At 40.6% G+C, this 20,848-nt stretch carries 19 protein-coding genes and 1 pseudogene; 10 read left to right on the top strand and 10 right to left on the bottom strand.

The genetic code is table 11. The features are described 5' to 3' along the window. Positions 1–547 precede the first annotated feature (547 nt). Positions 548–1,724, top strand: a pseudogene (locus AAGA51_RS14490) (IS3 family transposase). Positions 1,725–1,765: 41 nt separating this feature from the next. On the opposite strand, the gene coaD reads toward AAGA51_RS14490, so the two are convergent. Continuing rightward, positions 1,766–2,260, bottom strand: coding sequence for a pantetheine-phosphate adenylyltransferase (gene coaD, locus AAGA51_RS14485; protein ID WP_042488139.1), 495 nt, complete (start codon positions 2,258–2,260; stop codon positions 1,766–1,768). Positions 2,261–2,360: 100 nt separating this feature from the next. Between coaD and AAGA51_RS14480 the strand changes: the two genes are divergently transcribed. Then, the gene (locus AAGA51_RS14480; RefSeq protein ID WP_042488141.1) at positions 2,361–3,395 is read left to right on the top strand and encodes a glycosyltransferase family 9 protein; all 1,035 of its coding nucleotides are present in this window, start codon (positions 2,361–2,363) and stop codon (positions 3,393–3,395) included. A 39-nt stretch (positions 3,396–3,434) separates the two neighbouring features. Here the strand turns inward: AAGA51_RS14480 and AAGA51_RS14475 are convergent, their stop codons facing one another. Then, complete coding sequence (locus AAGA51_RS14475; protein WP_042488146.1) at positions 3,435–4,223, bottom strand: glycosyltransferase family 2 protein; 789 nt, start codon at positions 4,221–4,223, stop codon at positions 3,435–3,437. Beyond that, positions 4,220–5,275 carry a glycosyltransferase family 9 protein gene (locus AAGA51_RS14470; protein WP_042488149.1) on the bottom strand — a complete coding sequence of 352 codons (1,056 nt, stop codon included), beginning with the start codon at positions 5,273–5,275 and terminating at the stop codon, positions 4,220–4,222. The genes AAGA51_RS14475 and AAGA51_RS14470 overlap by 4 nt, the downstream gene beginning before the upstream one ends. A gap of 105 nt (positions 5,276–5,380) precedes the next feature. Between AAGA51_RS14470 and AAGA51_RS14465 the strand changes: the two genes are divergently transcribed. Genes AAGA51_RS14465 through AAGA51_RS14450 form a run of 4 tightly spaced genes read left to right on the top strand, consistent with a single transcriptional unit; the run spans position 5,381 to position 8,607 of the window. After that, complete coding sequence (locus tag AAGA51_RS14465; protein WP_042488152.1) at positions 5,381–6,091, top strand: 3-deoxy-D-manno-octulosonic acid kinase; 711 nt, start codon at positions 5,381–5,383, stop codon at positions 6,089–6,091. Positions 6,092–6,141: 50 nt separating this feature from the next. After that, a complete protein-coding gene (locus AAGA51_RS14460; RefSeq protein ID WP_042488156.1) occupies positions 6,142–7,176 on the top strand; it encodes a glycosyltransferase family 9 protein in 1,035 nt (344 codons plus the stop codon). After that, on the top strand, positions 7,177–7,710 hold the full coding sequence (locus AAGA51_RS14455; protein WP_042488158.1) for an acyltransferase: 534 nt from the start codon (positions 7,177–7,179) through the stop codon (positions 7,708–7,710). It begins immediately after the preceding gene. Between the two features lie 15 nt (positions 7,711–7,725). After that, a complete protein-coding gene (locus tag AAGA51_RS14450) occupies positions 7,726–8,607 on the top strand; it encodes a hypothetical protein (protein WP_042488160.1) in 882 nt (293 codons plus the stop codon). On the opposite strand, the gene AAGA51_RS14445 is transcribed toward AAGA51_RS14450, so the two are convergent. From AAGA51_RS14445 to rfaD, 7 genes are all read right to left on the bottom strand, one after another. Then, the gene (locus AAGA51_RS14445; protein WP_042488163.1) at positions 8,602–9,639 is read right to left on the bottom strand and encodes a glycosyltransferase; all 1,038 of its coding nucleotides are present in this window, start codon (positions 9,637–9,639) and stop codon (positions 8,602–8,604) included. The two genes, AAGA51_RS14450 and AAGA51_RS14445, sit on opposite strands and share 6 nt — an antisense overlap. Then, the gene (waaA, locus tag AAGA51_RS14440; protein WP_042488166.1) at positions 9,636–10,925 is read right to left on the bottom strand and encodes a lipid IV(A) 3-deoxy-D-manno-octulosonic acid transferase; all 1,290 of its coding nucleotides are present in this window, start codon (positions 10,923–10,925) and stop codon (positions 9,636–9,638) included. Before waaA ends, AAGA51_RS14445 begins: the two co-directional genes overlap by 4 nt. Continuing rightward, positions 10,918–11,706 carry a glycosyltransferase family 32 protein gene (locus AAGA51_RS14435; protein ID WP_042488169.1) on the bottom strand — a complete coding sequence of 263 codons (789 nt, stop codon included), beginning with the start codon at positions 11,704–11,706 and terminating at the stop codon, positions 10,918–10,920. Before AAGA51_RS14435 ends, waaA begins: the two co-directional genes overlap by 8 nt. Then, positions 11,699–12,733 (bottom strand): lipopolysaccharide heptosyltransferase II, encoded by a 1,035-nt coding sequence (gene waaF / locus AAGA51_RS14430; protein WP_042488172.1) that lies wholly within the window; start codon positions 12,731–12,733, stop codon positions 11,699–11,701. Before waaF ends, AAGA51_RS14435 begins: the two co-directional genes overlap by 8 nt. Continuing rightward, positions 12,730–13,911, bottom strand: a complete 1,182-nt coding sequence (locus AAGA51_RS14425; protein WP_042488173.1) for an O-antigen ligase family protein — start codon at positions 13,909–13,911, stop codon at positions 12,730–12,732. The genes waaF and AAGA51_RS14425 overlap by 4 nt, the downstream gene beginning before the upstream one ends. Further along, the gene (locus AAGA51_RS14420; RefSeq protein ID WP_042488176.1) at positions 13,911–15,683 is read right to left on the bottom strand and encodes a polysaccharide deacetylase family protein; all 1,773 of its coding nucleotides are present in this window, start codon (positions 15,681–15,683) and stop codon (positions 13,911–13,913) included. The genes AAGA51_RS14425 and AAGA51_RS14420 overlap by 1 nt, the downstream gene beginning before the upstream one ends. Positions 15,684–15,776: 93 nt before the next feature. Further along, positions 15,777–16,718: an ADP-glyceromanno-heptose 6-epimerase gene (gene rfaD, locus AAGA51_RS14415; protein WP_042488179.1), complete on the bottom strand. Its 942-nt coding sequence runs from the start codon at positions 16,716–16,718 to the stop codon at positions 15,777–15,779. A gap of 231 nt (positions 16,719–16,949) precedes the next feature. On the opposite strand from rfaD, the gene AAGA51_RS14410 reads away from it, so the two are divergent. The 4 genes from AAGA51_RS14410 to AAGA51_RS14395 all read left to right on the top strand — a co-directional run bounded on the left by AAGA51_RS14410 (position 16,950) and on the right by AAGA51_RS14395 (position 20,825). Then, positions 16,950–17,981 carry an IS630 family transposase gene (locus AAGA51_RS14410; protein ID WP_167828628.1) on the top strand — a complete coding sequence of 344 codons (1,032 nt, stop codon included), beginning with the start codon at positions 16,950–16,952 and terminating at the stop codon, positions 17,979–17,981. Positions 17,982–18,188: 207 nt separating this feature from the next. Next, on the top strand, positions 18,189–19,259 hold the full coding sequence (rfbB, locus tag AAGA51_RS14405; protein WP_042489836.1) for a dTDP-glucose 4,6-dehydratase: 1,071 nt from the start codon (positions 18,189–18,191) through the stop codon (positions 19,257–19,259). After that, positions 19,256–20,134 carry a glucose-1-phosphate thymidylyltransferase RfbA gene (gene rfbA / locus AAGA51_RS14400; protein ID WP_042489838.1) on the top strand — a complete coding sequence of 293 codons (879 nt, stop codon included), beginning with the start codon at positions 19,256–19,258 and terminating at the stop codon, positions 20,132–20,134. The genes rfbB and rfbA overlap by 4 nt, the downstream gene beginning before the upstream one ends. After that, a complete protein-coding gene (locus AAGA51_RS14395; protein WP_042489840.1) occupies positions 20,127–20,825 on the top strand; it encodes a WbqC family protein in 699 nt (232 codons plus the stop codon). Before rfbA ends, AAGA51_RS14395 begins: the two co-directional genes overlap by 8 nt. Positions 20,826–20,848: the final 23 nt, after the last annotated feature.

Raw genomic sequence — 20,848 nt, 5'->3', positions numbered from 1 at the left:
ACCTTGGATAAATGTATATTTTTATTGCTCTTAACATTTAAGTGCTCATTTGCATAAAATCATTCTGCTATTTGTTTAAAGAGTTTTGTAAAGTGAGAGCGCACAGCAAAGAGTTACTTCAAGACCACCTCAGGAAAAGGCATAGTGTGACCAAGCTTTGCTCTGGTGTTCACGGCGAAGTATCGAGGAAAGATTTTTGCTGGCGTAATTATTGATCAGATGAGAGGCGTTTGAACCTGCTTGTGTGAACTTATTGAATGCTGAGCTCATTCCCGCCCAAACTATCAAATCAGTGTAATGGTTAATAATTTGAAAGCTGTTCTATCTCGTATGTAGCGGTGACAAAACACACCATCAGGCAGAGCAAAGCTCTGCCTGATGGTGTGTTGATACTTCTGGCGGTGCAAAAATTGAAACTCTAAAGGTTTATGTCAAAACTAGGTGCCCCAGAATACTCAGCTTTGCATCGAATACTGTAGTGGCATAGTGAATTTGGCCACCTGATTAGAGGTGCTAAGATGCACCTCATAACATGACAGGTGAAACTATGACTAAGCGAACCAGACGTACTTTCAGTGCGGAATTTAGACTCGAAGCAGCGCAACTTGTCCTCGACCAAAACTACACCGTTGTCGAAGCAGCAAAAGCCATGGGTGTTGGTAAATCGACAATGGACAAGTGGGTAAGGCAACTTAGACAAGAAAGAAAGGGAGTGAATCCCCAAGCCTCACCGATGACACCAGAGCAAATTGAGATACGTGAGCTGAAGAAGAAACTAGCCCGTCTTGAAGAACACAATGAAATATTAAAAAAGGCTACAGCTCTCTTGATGTCGGACTCACTGAACAACTCGCGATAATCGAGAAACTCAGGCAGAGCTTTAATATAACCACCTTGTGTCATGTGTTCAGTGTCCACCGCAGCAGTTACAAATACTGGCGTTGTCGCCTTAAACGTGTATCCCCTGAATTGGTGAAACTAAAAGTCTCATTAAAGAAGTTCATATGGCAAGCAATGGCTCTGCTGGTGCAAGAAGCATTGCCGATATGGTGACGGCTCAAGGTATAAAACTGACACGCTATCGAGCTTCTAAGATAATGAAATTATTAGGGTTGGTAAGCTGCCAAACACCGAATCATCGTTATAGAAAGGCATCACAAGAACACGTAGAGATCCCCAACCATCTATCTCGACAATTTGCCGTTACCTCTCCAAACCAAGTCTGGGTGGGAGATGTGACATATGTCTGGACGGGACAGAGGTGGATGTACCTTGCTGTTGTCATTGACTTATTCGCGAGAAAGCCGATTGGCTGGGCGATGTCAGTCTCTCCCGATAGCAAGTTGACGGGAAAAGCACTCGCTATGGCGTTCGAGTCAAGAAGTAAGCCGAAAGGCGTGATGTTCCACAGTGATCAAGGAAGTCATTACACAAGTCGTTTTTATCGACAACTGTTGTGGCGTTATCAAATCAAGCAAAGCTTATCTAGGCGTGGTAATTGCTGGGATAACAGTCCGATGGAACGGTTCTTCAGAAGTCTAAAGACAGAATGGATACCCGTGTCAGGTTATCGGAATTTTAGCGAAGCAAAAGAGAATATAACTCGATACATCACGGGCTATTACAGCCAACTCAGGCCACATCAATATAATGGTGGGCTGACACCCAATGAGTCTGAACGACTGTATTGGGAAAACTCTAAAACCGTGGCCAAATTTAGTTGACCACTACATACCTCATATCACAAGGGGTTTAGGACAAATTGCTAAACTTTTTTCTTTGTATTCAGAGCATTTGCGACAACTTCCGGCACGAACTGGTCAACATTACCGCCATGGATCGCCACCTCGCGAACAATAGTCGAAGAGATGAACGCGTGCTCTTCGGCTGGAGTGAGAAACACACTCTCTAAGCCAGGCATTAAGCGTCGGTACATATTGGTTAAACCAAACTCATACTCGAAATCGACCGTGGTGCGTAAGCCTCGAATCAGGACATTGGCTTGTTCTTGCTTAGCGAAATCGACTAATAGTCCCGAAAAACCTTTCGCGGTGACATTATCAAGATGTTTGGTTACTTCGCGGGCGAAGGCCACTCGTTCATCTAAAGTAAACATGGTTTGTTTACTAGGACTTGCCGCTACCGCAATAATGACTTCATCAAACATGTTCGCCGCACGTTCAATTAAATCTAAATGACCGTTGGTAATCGGGTCGAAAGTGCCCGGATAAAGCACTCGAGAAATACGTTTTTGACTCACAATCTATTGCTCTTTAGTGAACGGAATGTCCGCCATACTAACAAAAAGGTTTTGAAGTCGGTATGATTGAACCAGTTAATTAGAGTATAAACAGAACAGAATGAAAAAGTTACTTGTTATTCGCAACGATAAAATTGGCGACTTCATGCTGGCGTGGCCAAGCTTTGCTATGTTAAAAGCATCGATGCCTGATTGTCACATAACAGCGTTGGTACCTAAGTACACCGCAGCTTTGGCTGAGTTATGTCCTTGGATTGATGCTGTGATGATTGACCCGACGGAGAAGTCAGATAAAAGCGCTCAGAAAGCGTTAATCGATGAGATTAAAGCGCAAGACTTCGATGCATCAATTAACTTATTCTCCACTACCTACAATGCGTTGTTAGTGTGGAAGGCTGGGATTCGTTATCGTCTAGCGCCTGCAACGAAACTGGCTCAAATCTTCTATAACAAACGCATCAAGCAGAAACGCTCTCAATCGGCCAAGCCGGAGTACGAGTACAATTTGGATTTAGTCAGAGCATTTTTGCGTGATACAGGCATACCAATCGTTGAACCTGCCGCACCTTATTTGTCATTTAGCGACGAAGTACTGAAAGCTCAGCGAAACAAACTCTCAGAGCAACTTGTTCTTGATACCGATAAGCCTTGGGTATTCGTTCATGCTGGAAGTGGTGGCTCGGCAAACAATCTAACCTTGGAACAGTACGCGAATTTAATTCAGGGCTTGGAAGGTGAGCATGAAGTGGTGTTGACGGCAGGCCCGGGAGAAGAAGCTAAGGCCGCAGAACTAAAAGCCATTATTGAACAGCTTGGCGGTAAATCGGCTCTGTACGATAAAAACGATGGTTTGGTGGATTTCACTCGCTCTATAGCATGTGCTCAGCTGTTTATTGCGGGCTCAACAGGACCACTGCACATTGCTGCGACATTAGATGTACCAACGGTTGGTTTCTTCCCTGCTAAGCGTTCAGCCACGCCGCTGCGTTGGCGTCCTCTGAATTCAGAAGGTCGTCATATCGCATTTTGCCCCCCACAAGCAGAAGACAAGCAAAGCCAAGAGAACATGACCCGCATTGATATTGCTACGGTTGTCGGGCAAGTGAATCCGTGGATGCGACAAATACTGAATTAAAAAGGACTCAGATGAGCCCTTTTTAATTCGCTGATGGTTTTAGTTCTTGTAATGTGGGTCATTCTCTCGAGCCCATAGATCTGCATACTTAACAAAAGTTGAGTGAGCAGAAAGCAACGCGATAAGGAAACCTTGTTTGCCATCCAGAAAACCACGCTTGAGTACGTACATTTTCAGGAAGCATCCGATAGCATGAATAATCCCTTGTGAGAGAGAGGCTTTCTTGCCGCGAGCTTGGCGTTGATCGGCCCATGCTCTGGCATAACCTGCCGACTTTACCAAGTAATGATTTAGGTTTTGATAAGAGTAGTGGAGGATATCTCCATCTAACTCTGCTATCTGACAGCCTTGTGGAATGATGACTGATTCATGGACAAGGTTATCATTGTATTGGGTCAACTTGTTTGGATAGAGGCGTACATGACGGTAGTACCAGCCAGAATGCTTGAGAAAACGACCAAATACCCAAGTGAGCTCGTTCAGGTTATAAACGGTGTTTTGTGGTGGGTTTTCCAACATGGTAAGGATGTTTTCACGCAAGGTATCATCAATACGTTCATCGGCATCAACCGCTAAAACCCAATCACTGGTGGCATAGCTTTGTGCTAACTGCTTCTGTTTCCCAAATCCTGGCCACTGGGCATTCACATAGAAGTGCTCGGTATATTCGCGGGCAATTGCTTCTGTATTGTCGGTACTGCCAGAGTCGACGATGATGATCTCATCGACCCAACGTAAGCTCTCTAGGCAGTCGCGTAAACTGTCTTGCTCATTTTTAGTGATGATGACGGCGGCTATCGTCGCTCGGTTATGACTGGGTTGATTCATAATAATGACTCTTTTTCACAGACCAAGTCGAACATGGATATGACTTGGTCAGAGGTAATTCTATTCATGGCGTGCTTATCTTTAACTCGCGAGCGCCAACTCAGTTGTTGGGTGGATTTCCCAGTTTGCTCTTCGATCGCCTGTTCCCATACACTGACAACATAATCGAGATATTGATACGGACCGGTTCGCTGCGGATTATGGTGTGCATACAAGCCAATCATTGGTGTGTTCATCGCATTGGCCATATGGGCAGGACCGGTATCTGGAGCGATGACTAAATCACACTTATCTAATAGGGCCAGCATTTGCATCAATGAGCTTTTACCTACAAGGTTGGTAACTTCATCTTGGTATAGGGTTAGTATGCTTTCTGCTAAGTCTGTCTCAACCTTTGCAGGACTGCCTGCCAAGATAACGTTCCAACCTTGGCTTCTTACATGCTGGATAAGCTGGCTATAGCCTTCAGCATGCCAGTTTTTATATGACTTGCTCGCTCCCGGTACCAATACAAGATTGCGCTTGCTGGTACTTAAGTAACTTTGCGCCCATGAACCATCTTTTTGTGAGTAGTTTAAGTGCCATTTAGGCGTAATATCCTCAACACCAATCTCGTGAGCAAAAGCCATTAATCCATCAAGGACATGAGGTTTATTTGGTGATGGCACTTTGACGTTAGTAAACAGGGTTTGAAAATCTTGGCTGCGCTTAGCATCAAAGCCCAGCTTGTATCGGGCTTTGATGCCTAAAGTAGCAATACTTGCTCTAAAAGCGTATTGCATGTGTAGCAAAGCATCAAATTGACGGCCTTTGAGTATGGACCAAAGTTGTTGGTATGCCCGCCAACCTTTCTTCTTATCAAAAACAATCAGTTCAACTCCATCGATACTCTCAAGCAACTTAGCCTCTAGTGCTCCAGTTATCCAAGTTATTTGGGTAGTCGGCCACTGATGTTGGATCGCCTGTACTGTAGCGATGGTATTACACACATCGCCAATTGCAGAAAGGCGCAATATGCATAGAGATTGTGGAGCAGTATCAAAAAGGGCCATGGCATCGAATAACTCTTTGTTAGTGATATCGAATTATGCAGAGCTAACGAATAAATGTAAAATAGAACCGATTTCAGCTAATTTTAGGTCGCGTTGCTAAGTACAATGAAGAGTGTTACCGAGAACAACCATGCATTTTGGTATGATGAACAACTGCTGAAAGAGCCAGTAGAAAAAGCTTTTGATACTGAGTATTGGCAGAAAACCGACAAAGTTATTGGCAGTGCGATAGGGCGAGGGACTACTTGGTTCGTTCAAACAGAGACTGTGGCCGCAGCACTACGCCATTATCGTCGTGGTGGCTTGTTTGGTAAGTTGGTGGCAGATAGTTACTGGTTTAGTGGCTGGGAAAAGACTCGCAGTTATCAGGAGTTTCGGCTTTTACAGCAACTGAGAGAGTCGGGTGTTAATGTACCAAGGCCAATAGCGGCACGTGCGATCCGAACGGGTTTTACTTATAAAGCCGACTTGCTTAGTGAAAAAGTCTTTAACGCACGTGATTTAGTAGCTATTTTGCAACAAACTCCACTTTGCACTGAGATGTACCAAAAAATTGGTCGAGAAGTCAGGAAAATGCATAACGCACAAATCAATCACACTGACCTCAACATTCACAACATCTTGATTGATGAACAACAACAGGTTTGGATCATCGATTTTGATAAGTGTTACCAGCAATCCGGCGATAGTTGGAAACAAGGAAACCTAGAAAGATTGAAGCGATCTTTTATTAAGGAAGTGGGTAAGCGCCAGATATATTGGCAATTAGCTGATTTTGGGGCAATTGAAAGTGCATATAGAGACGAGAAGTGTTAGTTTCTTTTTACATCAATCTTAATAATTATATTTAAGCTATAGAGTAACGTATGCCCTATTTTTGGAATGATGATGGCGTTTATATTAGTAAAAAAGCGCAAAAGTATTTAAATGAGTTTCACCCTAATGAGGTAAATAGGGTAACAGTTATCCGTCAAGCAGCTTTGGGAGACATGATTGTCACGCGCCCCTTTATGATAGAGGTTAGAAAGTTCTTTCCAAATGCTCATATTACATTAAGTACAACATCAGACTCTCTGCTTGGTGCACCTGTAGATTTGGCTGATAGTGTTCATATTGTCCCTGGTAAAGATAGACGCAAAGAAAGTTTAGTAAGTCGTTTTAAAGAAATGGCATCTCTTCCACCACAGGACATAATCTTTGATCTAGTATGTACGAATCGCTCTAGCTATGTAACTTTATTGACTAAGGCAAAATTAAAAGTCAGCTATCCCCATAGAGATCATCAGGCAAGACTACTTTACGATGTGACTTTAAAACGCAGTTCTTTCTCCTGCGAAGCAGAAATCATGCTGCAAATGTTAATGTTCTTTGGTCATCGCCCTTCTTTGCCTTTAGAGTTCGGTTTACCTGATAACCGTCAAATTAGAGATACAGAAAGTCCATATGTAGTATTTTTTACTGGCTCAGCTGCTCCGAGTAAATGCTATCCAATGGAACAATACAAAGAGGTTATTAGGCGATTAGCCACCCGTTACCCTCATTTAAAGTTTGTACTGCTTGAAGGGGTGAAATCTGAAGAATCACATGACTCTTGGAAAGGCGTATTTGAAAGTCACTCAAATGTAACTTACCAACAGAGAATGCCCATCGATGATGTGGTAGAGTTCCTTGCTAAAGCAACATTGGTTATATCTAACGATACTGGAATTCGAAATGCGGCTATCGCTACTCATACTCCTACACTTGGATTATTTATTGGTACCGTACCATTTCGTTATCTTCCCTCGTATGAATCACATTACATAGTGTATAACCCAGATAAAAGTATCGCTTCGATAGAGCAAGTAGAAGCAGAAGCAATACGAGCCATAGATGAAACGTTGCAGCTTCGAGAGGAATAAATGTTTAAGTATCTAAACTTAAAGAAAAAGCAGTTGAGAAGACAGTTCTATGAAAAACGTGTCCGTCGAAAAGCTGCTTACATCAAAGGTAGGATCTGGTGTAATAAAAAGGTCAAAGTTAGTGAAAACACTTACTTAGGAGACAACGTGTGCTTTGACGGGGCCCAACTTGGTGGTGAAGGGAAGATTACCATAGGTGATAATTTCCACGCAGCGACCGGTTTGACTATTGTTTCATCTTGGCATGATTACGAAGGGAAAAAGCTTCCATTCGATGAGGGTTGGATTTCAAAAGATGTAACTATTGGTGACAATGTTTGGATTGGTGAAGACGTTTTAATTTTAGGTGGCGCTGAAATTGGCGATGGAGCGGTTATTCAAGCAAGAAGTGTGGTCACTGGAAAAATCCCTGCGTTAGCAATCGCTGGTGGGCATCCTGCGAGAGTATTTTCTTATCGAGATGAAGAGCATTACAAGAAGTTAGCTGACGCGAAAGAATGGCACAGCTACTCTTGGAATAATTACATGACCTAATTAAAGCGTTTAACTATGTCTAAAACTCCTATTGAATTCATATTTCTAACTTTTGGTGAGAGAACTCATTATCATAGCCAACTGATTTATTCGATGATAAGTCTAGTTGCCCATTCTCCACTAGAACGTCCCTATCATTTTACGATTGTGACTGATAAGCCTGAGTTTTATCAATGGCTTGATGGTGACCTGTTTACGGTCGTTCAAGTTGAGGAAAGTATTTTATCAGAATGGCGTGGCCCTTTTGACTTTTTTTGGCGGATAAAGATCGAAGCTATTTTGTATGTAGCGAAGAAAAATAGTGAGCATCACTGTGTTTACTTTGATACGGATACTATAGCTTACACCGACCTTAGTCTTTTATACGATGCACTCGATAATGGTTTAAACCATATGCATGTAAAAGAGTTTGAGTTTGAATCCACGAAAGGTCGAACGGGTAAAAAAATGAAAACTCATGGTTTAGGGAAAACTTATGGGGATTTCACGTTGACCAAGCAAAGTGCGATGTGGAACGCGGGAGTAGTCGCTATTTCTGCAAAAAATGACCCGGTTCAAACACTTAATAGCGCACTTACTGCTTGTGATGCAATGTGTGACGATGGTATGGAACGTAAATTAATAGAACAGTTCTCTCTCTCGCTAGCCTTGCAAGCTAATAAATTATCAGATGCAGAAGATTGCATTAGGCACTATTGGGGTAACAAACCTCAATGGGATAACTTAATTACAGAGTTCTTTACGCGTGTATTTTTGAAAGGTCTGTCTTTTAATGATGCGGTAGAAATGTTCAAGCTTCAGTCTCACGATCTTCCTGATGTCGTAAAAGAAACGAAGCTTGAAAAATATAAGAACAGTATTGCAAAGAGATATAACAAGCTAACTGGTAAATTATAGACTTTCAAACTGCTTTAGAGCGTTCTCGGGTAAGAACTTTTCATACTGAGAGCGTTCTATTTTGGGTTGACTATTGCTTAATCTTTTTATGCATTCAGAAAAACCTTTGGTGTCACCTAGCTTAACTAAGTATTCTTCTAGTCCGGCATAGCCCAAAATTTCACTAGGCCCCGAAGGGCAATCCATAGCAGAGATTGCGGTGCCTAGCATTAGTGCTTCAACTAGTACTAGTGGAGCTCCTTCGTTCTTTGATGTAAGAAGCAGAGCTTTAGCATGCTTAATATAAGGATATGGATTTTTCTGAAAGCCTAAAAAATGGACCTGATTTGCTAATCCCAATTCGTTTGCTAACTGCTTTAAGTTATTTTCTTCTGAACCTTTACCTATTAATAGTAAGTCATCAAAACAACCACTTTGGGCGAAGGCTTCCAATAGCTCCTTGTGTCCTTTTCGTTCCTCTAAAGCAGCAACACATACAAAATAGTCTTTAGTATGAGGAAAAGTAAGCTCTTCAGCTTTACAGTGAATTCCATCATAATCTATAGGGTTCCAAAATACTTGGCTTGTTGCGGGTGTTATACCTAAATCAAGTAAGCTTTTTTCAACACCTTTCGACACGGAAATAATGTTTCTATTCGTATATCGTTCATGAAGTTTCTTGAGGTGTTTCTGTTTAGTCCGCTCATAATTTGCATGTAGCCAAAAATACTGATTAGGATGATTAACTAAAGATGTAACGTTTTCGCTAGAGCAACAAATTAAAGTGTCAATTTTTAGCCTGTCTAACTTACGTTGAACTTGCTTTGCTTGGTAGATACGAACGAGTTTTGTACGGATTGCTTTAGTAAAAGGTGTAATAACATTGAGGACTTCAAGTTCGATATTTTGTGGTACTTCATGCTCAATTTTGTCGCGAAGTAACCATACTTTTACTTGATGACCTCTAGATGCTAGACCGCTAGCTACTGTAAGCAGTACCTTTTCTGCACCGCCACCATATAAATCGTCGATGATAAAAAGGAAGTTCTTCATAGATTTATTTGACCTCGAAGAAGGTTAACAGCTTTCGCAGTTGAACCTTGATTTGATTTAAATACGTTGTTGGCGTTGCGACCAATCGTTGCTCTATTTGGTTCATCTGCTAAAAGATTATGAATGTAGTTGAATATTTCATCGGCGTTATTAGCGATGAACAGACCATTGTGTTCAGCAAGGCTCTCGGTGATTTCTTTAAAATTAAAATAGCTTGGACCAGTGATTGTAGGGATGCTGAGTGCAGCGGGCTCTAGGACGTTATGGCCTCCAACTGCCTCTCCTAGTAAGCTTCCTCCCATAAAGCAGATGTCTGACATAGCAAGATACATCTGCATTTCTCCCATTGAGTCACCAACTAAAACATTCACTTTCTCAGTGTTGGATGACTCGCAGATATGGCTACGTCTTACAGAGCTGAATCCATATCCTAAAGCCATTTTATAGACATCGTTGAAGCGTTCTGGATGACGAGGAACAATTATCATTAAGAGATCTGGATAGCTAGTGAGTAGAGAGTGGTGAATTTTTAATAAAATTTCGTCCTCCCCTTCATGTGTACTTGACGCAATCCAACAATACTTATTGCGATGAAGTATTTTTTTTAGACGAATAGCCTCTCTGATTTGTGTTTGTGACACTTTGAAATCGTATTTTATGGACCCCGTTGTGTGTAGTGAATTGGGGTTAACTCCAAGTTTAGAAAAACGTTGTTTATCTTGGTTGTGTTGACAAAGAACAAGCGAAACTCCTGACATTAGCTTGCTAAATATTGTGCGAAACTTTGCGTAGTTCTTATAGGATTTTTCGGATAAACGGGCATTCAAAACAGCTACACCTACTTCCATTTTGCGAGCAGTAACTAGAGTGTTTGGCCAAAGCTCGGTTTCCATAATGACTAAAAAGGCAGGGTTGTGGTGCTTGATGAACTTTCTTACGGCCCATGTAAAGTCAAATGGCATGTATTGATGAATTACATCGATACCAAGGTTTACCACTCTTTCAGCTCCGGTTGTGGTTGTCGTAGTGATGATAATAGGTGTGTCAGGATATGAAAGTCTAAGTTCCCTTATTACTTGCGATGCAGCAATGACCTCTCCAACAGAAACCGTGTGGATCCAAATAGAAGGTTTGTCGCTTTTAGCTACACTTGGTATCCCTAAATACTCTTTCCATCGCGTACCAATATAGGGCTTGTTACTGTGCTTCCTTGTTAGAGCTATAAGAGCTAATGGCGCGATTAGGTACAGAACAAGAGAATATACAACGAGTGTTACTTTAATCATGGTCTTTTTTTACAAGATCTTTGGTATCCATATGTACCCATTTACCACGCGGTTTATCTAAGTACTGGAAGTATTCGTTGGTAAAGGTACCCTGAATACACACATATTTACGGTCTCTTGCATTAATTTTCTTACCTTCGAGCACTTTATTAAGAACCGTAGGACCAGTTGAGTGGTAAACCCCCATCTCTGGGTCATAGTTTTCAACATTGTGCACAATAAGATCTAAGCACTCTTTGAGATAGCCATTACCTGATTGTGAAGCGATAAAGTAGTTGGTTATCTCTGTATTATTGCTAACACGGATATATAGAGAATCTTCATTATTGATAAGCGTATCTAGGTTCCATACCAAGGTCGCGTCTATGTCCATGTAGATACCACCTTCTTTATATAGAACAAATAATCGCCAAAGATCCGCTTGGGCGGCCCCATTTGTCAGTCGACAATATGTTTTATACCAATTCAATGGTGCGTTTTCTTTTAAATACTCTTCACGTGCCTCAGTGCTAACGTAGTGATAGTCATAATTGAGACTACATAATCGGTTAAATAGGTAGTTTAAATATACAGGCAAAGCACATTTGTTAGAGTAGTTAGTTTGCCAAATAACTCGAGGTATCTTTGATTTTGATGATGGCTTTACTTTCGCTGCCGAGTATTCAGGAATGACGAATCGCTTATCTTTGAAAACAATATGAAATGGATAAGAAAGGATCTTAAAGATGTTGCCAATCAGTCTAATTAGTCGGTTGCTTACAACCAGTCCAAAATTATTCATATAAATGTAATTTATCTAGTTTTTTAATTACTTGTTCAGGGGACAGCTTAGTCAAACATTCTAAATGGCCTAAAGGGCATTCGCGTTTGAAGCATGGGCGGCATGAAATGTCTGTGTTTAGTATATCCAATTTTTTCGTTAAAGGAGGGGTATAACTTGGGGAGCTTGACCCATAAATTGCAATAACGTGAGCTCCTACAGATGCTGAAACATGCATGAGTCCGGAATCATTGGTAATCACTGCCTTACACATTGCGAGTAGGTCTACGGCTTCAACTAAAGATGTTTCTCCTGCAAGGTCAAAACAAAATTCCTGAAGAGGTGATGACAATGTATTGCGTATCGATTGAGTTACTTCTCGGTCTTTTGCTGAACCGAATGTCCACACTTGGCCACCATTTTCGATTATGTGTTTTGCTACTTCAGCGTAGTATCTATGAGGCCAACGTTTAGCTGGACCAAACTCTGCGCCAGGGCAAATACCAAATATTGGGCGAGTAGAATCTAGATAGAGTCTATTCATCACATTTCTTTGGCTTGTAATATCAATAGAAAGCTCTGGTACTGGGCAGTTGTCTAATTTTACAATAGATTCCATCGATTGCTTATTAAATGCTAACGCGACATAGCGTTCCACCATAAACTGAAACACTTTTTTGTTTGTGCGAAGGTCATTTATCAGTCCATAACGAAACTCACCTTTCCAACCAGTTCGGTTTGGAATATTAGCAAACAGAGGAATTAGGGCTGACTTTGCTGAGTTTGGTAGTACATATGCGTGTGTGTACATTTCGTTACGTAGAGATAGACCCATTTTATATCTGGTTTTTAGATCTAATGTACCGTGCCCTAAGGGCATATCGATCGTTTTGTCAACCTCTGGCATACGAGACAAAATAGGCCTGCACCAAGCTGGTGCTAATACATGAAGATCCGAATCTGGATTTTGTTGCTTTAATGTTTTATAGAGGCTTTGAGACATCACCATGTCTCCTACCCAAGAAGGGCCAATGACTAATATCTTCATTCTTTTTGTTCCAACATAATAATGCTACCCAACATAGACATCAAAAACGCTTGATATGCGGATATTTGTGTAAGGGGTAGCTCAGTTAAGCCACATATTAATATTATGGTTACTATCATTAATGGGAGAATGCTTGAGTTAAAGCCGTATTCTTTAATCACTATAATTGAAGGGTAGATTAACAGAAATAATGTGGCAAATAGTCCGATTAAACCACTTCTTAACCATGAGTTAATATATTGGTTATGGGCGTTTGGACTAAAGTCTAATGTCGCTTTAGTTATTTTTTTATCAGCTAGCTTTTGTTTAAAAAAATCATGAATATCAGTTTCCTTTGCTGGTAGGATGAAATTATTGTTCTCTATTAATTGGTAACTTGTTCTCCATAATTCTAGCCTGACTCCGATAGATGTATTATTTAAACCTTGTTCAATCTTAGTTAATTCTTGCAAGGTAGTATCTATGCGCTGAGAAATTGAACTAGCAGCTAATACTCCCAATATGATAGTGAACACGAATACACCACTTATTTGTTTGTATGATTTACACTTTAACGCTGTTTTTATCCCGTATAAGACAGCAACAATCATCATCAAAGCTACTGCTACCCAAACACCTCTACTCTCTGTTCTGATTATTATGTAAAGACAAAATAGGTTGCCAGAGAATAATATGAACTTATTGAATTTCCAGTCCTTTTCTTTAAAGAATAAATACAATAAAAAAGCTAAATAAAGAGCTGTTACAGTTGCTAAAGGAATAGGATTTAGGCCTGAGTTGTTTAGGTATCTTGACTCGCTATGTATTAAATATAAAACAGAAAGAGCAAGAGCCGTGAATGGTAAAATGTATATAGTTCTAACGATGGTTTTCTTGTTGATTGGCGTTGTCAGTGCAAAAGGTAAAAAGTACAAAGAACTACGGATAACAAACCAAAAGTTTGATGTGTATATGTAGTTTAATAAAAAAACGGCTATATATATCATTGTGCAAAGTATTAGTGATTTTCTTACCCTGCCCTTTTCTTTTTGGATGTTGCCTGTCAATAGATTATATAGAGTGGCCAAAATAAGAAAGTACGCTAAGTAAGTTTGTCCATTACTTACTAACAAGTAGCCAGAGAAGAGCCATACAAACGGTAGTGCATTTACGAATTGAGTTAGTTGTAGTTTGTTCATTATCTAGGATTATTTTTTCTAAAAGTGTAGTTTCCGCAAATTTTTCTCCACAGTCCAAATACTGAGGTTTTAGGAAAAATAGCTATACGGCGTATTTGATATAAGTCCTGATGAAATGCAAGAGGGCCGCTATTAGTTGCGACCGCAAACTCAAAACCTAAGTTGCGAGCGATGGCTTTTGAGTTATCGTCTAAGTCACCATAGGGGTAAGCAAATGAAGTTAGCTTCTTACCAATAATCGACTCTAATTCACACTTGTTTTGTTCAATTTCACGCTTTTGCTCTGCATATGAAAGTTTACTTAAGGATGGGTGGCTAAGTGTGTGGCCACCAATCTCAATAAAGCCAGAGTCTGCCATCGCTTTAATTTGCTCACTACTCATAAGTGGAAATGGCTTGTCTGGATTTTCGTTTGCTTCCACATCCCAGCGATTGTAAGTTTCGCCTGTTACAACATAGACTACCGCTTTGAAATTATACTTCTTCAATAGTGGTAGCATTAACTCATAGTTGTCGACGAAGCCATCATCCACAGTTAACATAAAGTAACGCTTATTTGGATTTAATCTTTCGATAGAACCTTTACGTGCGAGTTCTTCAAAAGTGAGGCTCTCAAATCCCATTCGCTTAAGAAGTTTTAAGTGCTTTTCAAAAAGTTGAATGTCTATGTATGGGCCGCGTGTGCCTTTTTTCGCTTCGTTGTCGATAAAGCGATGATACATCAAGACGGGCATCTCTTTTTGAAGTTTACTGACGACCACATCTTGGTAAATAGTTTCTAACTGAGAGACGATATTATCGAGATTGTAGTAGTCACGAATTTTTTCTGTTACGGATGGACTGCATGATGAATGACCAAGCCCTTTTTCAACCTCGTGAGCGATAGAGTCAAAATCGATATCGAGAATATTAGGCCCTATATCACCAAAGTTGGTAGCCATAGCATGTGGTAGGTTGTTTTCATCGACAATTCCAATCGAGATAGCTTCGCCAATCGCGAATGTTGGGCGGCCACAAAGTAACGACTCTATAGCCACTCGACCTGCGCCAATGACTAGGTCTGACTGATGCAGTACTTGAGCGACATCGTTGGTATAACCAAGAAAAGAGGCTTTCTTGGTAAAATTCTCAAACCTTGTTTCCATTGCAGAACCAGTCAAAACACGCACATCATACTTGCCTAGATCGAGGCATTCATCTAACAAGCGATAACATAAATCACCTTTAGGGCCGGTTAAGCGACCGACAATGGTGATGATAGGTTTAGCGTTGTTAGGTGGTTCTGCAGGCGAAAAAGCTTGGGTCTCGATGCCATTACGACTTACGGTTAACTGGGATGCCGGTACATCCAGTTCTTCAATAAGTTGCTGCTCGATTGCTTCACACACTGGTAGAGCTTTATCACCCATAGCATGAAACGCTTTACGTGAGCGGTGTACTGGTTGTCGGCCGTGCACTGTTGTAACCATTGGCGTGCCCGTTATTTTACAGGCCACGTGGCAACTCCAGCTTGATGCACGCGAGTGGGCATGTACAAGTTGAATATGGTGTTTTTTGATTAGATAAACAAGATAAGCAACGTGCCAGAATCTGCGTAGGATACTGCGCTTATTGAAGCGAAGTTTAAAATATTGACCAACGAAAGGTTTAGTCAGTGTGTCTGACACATAATGGACTGTATGGCCACGTTTAGTTAGCTGATTGCCGACAGTTGTTGCATACACTTCCGCTCCAGTTACTTCTAGCTGCGACAGTGCCATTAAAATATTCATCAGTTAACCCACGATACTTTTGTAAACGCTGTATTCTAATCTGCAAATATCCAGAGTTCAAAGCAGGAACTCTAGATATTTGAAGTCGTGGTGTTACTTATTGATAATCGACATATACTCAGCAACACCTTCTGCCACTGTTTTGAACTGGTGGTCGCAGCCTGTGGCGCGCAGCTTAGTTAGGTCTGCCTGAGTATATTCTTGATATGCGCCTTTTAGGTGCTCAGGGAACGGGATTGTTTCTACTGAGCCTTGACCGTGGTATTTGATCACCGCTTTGGCTACTTCGTTAAATGACTCCGCGTTCCCCGTTCCAAGATTAAAAATGCCTGACTTACCGTGCTGCATAAACCAAAGGTTTACAGCTGCAACATCACCTACATAAACAAAATCACGTTTAAAATGCTCACTACCAGCAAACAGTTTAGGGTTCTCTCCAGCGTTCATTTGATTATTTAAATGAAATGCAACAGATGCCATTGAGCCTTTGTGTTGCTCGCGGGGCCCATAAACATTGAAGTAGCGAAAACCTGTAACTTGAGAAAGCTTTTCGCCATGTTCTTCCGCTTCTTGCCAGATACGGCGAACGTAATTATCAAACTGCTGTTTTGAGTAACCATATACGTTTAATGCGCCTTCATATTCTTTTTCTTCGATGAAGGTGTCTGTTTCGCCATAAGTTGCCGCTGATGAAGCGTAAAGGAATGGGATCTGACGATCTAAACAGTAATGTAATAGCTCTTTGGAATACTCATAGTTGTTGAGCATCATGTACTTGCCATCCCACTCTGTAGTGGCAGAACACGCTCCCTCATGGAAGACTGCTTCAATGGTACCAAAGTCATCGCCTGCCATGATTTGAGTTAAGAAATCATCACGATCCATGTAATCTGCGATATCAAGGTCGACTAGATTTTGAAACTTCTTACCATTCTTTAGGTTATCGACAACCAAGATGTCGTTAATACCTTGTTCGTTAAGTGCTTTAACGATATTGCTGCCAATCATGCCAGCACCGCCGGTTACTATGATCATAGTTATTCCTTAAAAAATTAGCCTAATGAAGTCAGTATATCATGCTAAATGTATGCGTCATCTGAGAAATTGGGACAGTCCAGTTTATGAATACTAGAGGCTATGCCATAAGGGGGCCCCGATTTGCAATCTTATCCATTAATTAGAACCTAGTAATTAAAAAGATATATCAATACCCGTGATCATTGAAGATGCTTGATTTTCGATAGAATCAGGATCATGCTACGAACCATGAAAATTACACTGACTCCTCAACAGAAACTGCAACTCGAACAAATGCACGACATTGAACGTGATAGTCGAGTTTGCGACCGCATTAAGGCTGTTTTGCTGGCTTCTGAAGGCTGGAGTCAGACTATGATTTCACAAGCTCTTCGTATTCATGAATCGACCGTTGCTCGTCATCTCAGCGACTACGTTCTTTCTGAAAAACTTAAGCCTGAAAATGGCGGAAGCCAAAGCAAGCTTTCTGCTACTCAAACCATGCACCTAATCGAGCATTTGACTGAGAAAACCTATTCTCATACGCATCAAATTGTCACTTACGTTAAAGAGACATTTGGACTGGATTACACGGTTTCTGGTATGAATAAATGGCTTCACCACAATGGTTTTAGCTACAAGCAACCGAAAGGCGTACCACACAAGTTTGATGAAGCACAACAGCAAGCATTTATAGAGGCTTATGAAGCGTTAAAGGCAAGCTGTGGCAAGGATGAATCGATAGTCTTTATCGACGCAGTTCACCCAACACTATCAACAAAAATATCTCATGGCTGGATACGAACTGGTCAGGATAAAGTGATTGAAACAACGGGTAATCGTAGCCGATTGAACATTATTGGCGCACTGAACTTGTCGGATATTGGAGCAACCATTGTTCACAACTATGAGATCATTAACAGTGAATCGATTGTTCGCTTTTTCTGTGAGTTAAGAAAGAGTTATCCCTTAGCCCATAAGCTTCATATCATCTTGGATGGTGCGGGATATCACCGCAGTGACTTAGTCAAAAATGCGGCGTTTGTCCTGAATATTGAACTGCATTATCTTCCACCTTACAGTCCAAACCTCAACCCAATCGAACGGCTATGGAAAGTAATGAATGAGAAGTCGAGGAACAACGTTTACTTCAAAAGAAAACGGGACTTCAAGGCGGCAATAGACCAATTTTTTGCAGTGACTCTTCCAGAGATCGCAGGCTCTTTGACATCTCGAATTAATGATAATTTTCAGGTTCTCAAGCCAGCATCTTCAAGTTGATTCGGTAAATATTTGATAAGCTCGCGCTACTTGTCACAAAATCTAGGTAGAGAATTACTAGTGATCGCACCTGAACTGGTTTTAGATTAAACTTCGCAACAGTTAAAGTTATAACATACGGGTGAGCAGTATACTTGATTTAGGAGACAAAACCTAAGTACGGTAGTGTACCTTACTAATATAGTCATTCATGGATAGAAATTACGCATGAAAATTCTTGTCACTGGTGGGGCTGGTTTTATCGGCTCTGCTGTCGTTCGTCACATAATTTCAGATACAAAGAGCAGCGTGATCAATGTAGATAAATTGACTTACGCTGGAAATTTAGATTCCCTGGAGAGCGTTTCTCAATGTGAACGCTATACATTTGAGCACGTTGATATTTGCGACCGTATTGAACTCGAACGTGTTTTTAACCAACATCAACCTGATGCTGTAATGCATCTGGCGGCAGAATCGCACGTTGATCGCTCGATTGATGGGCCTGCAGCATTTATCGAAACCAACATTGTCGGTACATACACTTTGCTAGAAGCTTCGCGTTCTTATTGGAACTGCTTGGATCAAGACAGGAAAGAAGTATTCCGTTTTCACCATATCTCGACTGATGAAGTATACGGCGACTTAGAAGGTACGGACGATTTGTTTACTGAACAAACATCATATAAGCCATCCTCTCCTTATTCAGCCTCGAAGGCATCAAGCGACCATTTAGTTAGAGCGTGGTTAAGAACCTTTGGTCTACCAACGATAGTGACAAATTGCTCCAACAACTATGGCCCATATCATTTCCCAGAAAAACTCATTCCATTAATTATATTAAACGCGTTAGATGGTAAACCTCTACCAATATATGGCGATGGTAGACAAGTCCGTGATTGGTTATTTGTTGAAGACCATGCCCGTGCCCTTTATAAAGTAGTTACCGAAGGTAACGTCGGTGAGACTTACAATATTGGTGGTCATAACGAAAAAACTAACATTGAAGTTGTGAAGACTATCTGCGCGCATTTGGAAGAGTTAGTACCAATAAAATCATCTAACGTTGAATATTATGAAGATTTGATATCTTTTGTGTCAGATAGACCTGGACACGATATCCGTTATGCTATTGATGCCAGTAAAATAGAAAGAGAGCTAGGCTGGATCCCTTGTGAAACATTTGAATCAGGGCTAAAGAAAACCGTTGAGTGGTATTTAAAGAATACGCAATGGTGGCAGAGAGTATTAGATGGTTCTTATAACCGTGAGCGTTTAGGGAAAGTAAAATTATTATGAAAGGTATTATATTAGCGGGCGGATCCGGAACCCGGCTGTATCCTATAACGCAAGGTGTCTCTAAACAGCTATTACCTGTTTATGATAAGCCTATGATTTATTATCCGCTATCTGTATTAATGCTGGCGGGTATCAAAGACGTATTGATCATTACGACGCCGGAAGATCAAGCCAGTTTTATACGCCTGCTTGGAGATGGGAGCCAGTTTGGTATTCAGTTAAGCTATGCGATACAAGAAAAACCGGAAGGATTGGCTCAAGCTTTTATCATTGGCGAAAAGTTCATCGGTAGCGAAAGTGTCTGCCTAGTCCTTGGAGATAATATATTTTGGGGGCAAGGTTTTTCCCCATTGCTAATTTCAGCAGCACAACAGTTAGAAGGTGCGACTGTATTCGGTTATAAAGTGCATGATCCTGAGCGATTTGGTGTGGTTGAGTTTGATGATAAACTAAATGCAATTTCTATAGAAGAAAAGCCCGCCAACCCCAAATCTGATTTTGCTGTCACTGGCCTGTATTTTTACGATAACAATGTCGTGCAGATTGCTAAATCAGTGACACCATCAGTAAGAGGCGAATTGGAGATTACTTCCATCAATCAGGAATACTTAAAGAGAGGACTTCTTAAAGTAAAACTGCTTGGCCGTGGATTTGCATGGTTGGATACCGGCACACATGAAAGCTTACTTGAAGCTGGGCAGTTTGTGGCAACACTGGAGAACCGCCAAGGGTTTAAAGTGGCTTGTCTGGAAGAAATAGCACTTCGATATCGCTGGGTAAGTGCTGATAAAGTGAAATCTAGCGATGCCATATCAGAAAAAAATAGCTATGGAAAATATGTATTAGAGCTAATAGAGGATGGTTTTTATGACTAAGAAAATAGCCATTTTGCAGTCAAATTATATTCCATGGAAAGGATATTTTGACATGATTTCATCTGTGGATGAGTTTGTATTATATGATGATATGCAATATACAAAAAATGATTGGCGCAATAGAAATACAATAAAAACAAAAAACGGATTGCAGTGGTTAACAATACCTGTAGTAACAAAAGGTAAGTTTGGTCAGACAATCAGGGAAACCCAAATATCTAATAATCTTTGGCAGATAAAACATTGGAAATCAATATGTCAAAATTATAGAAAATCGAAGTATTTTGATGAGATAACTTTACTCTTAGAACCATTATATATACAAGAAAAATATCTCACATTATCCCAATGTAATCGAAAGTTTTTAGAGTTTATTGGTGATTATCTTGGAATTGATACGAAAATTTCAAATTCATGGGATTATGACTTGGTTGAAGGTAAGTCTGAAAAATTAGTTAACATATGTTTACAAGCTGGTGCGACGGAGTATGTTTCTGGTCCAGCAGCGAAGGAATACTTAGATGTGAATTTATTTGAAGATGCAGGGATAAAGGTTACATGGTTTGATTATAGTGGTTATCCTAAATATGAACAATTGTGGGATGGATTTGCACATAATGTGTCAATAGTGGATCTTCTTTTTAATCAAGGTGTAAAAAGCAATGATTTTTTAATAAGAAAAATAATATAATGAAAATATCTATTGTAACAACT

The organism is Vibrio diazotrophicus, assembly GCF_038452265.1.
GTDB lineage: Bacteria > Pseudomonadota > Gammaproteobacteria > Enterobacterales > Vibrionaceae > Vibrio > Vibrio diazotrophicus.
This window is presented reverse-complemented; position numbering and strand designations above follow the sequence as displayed.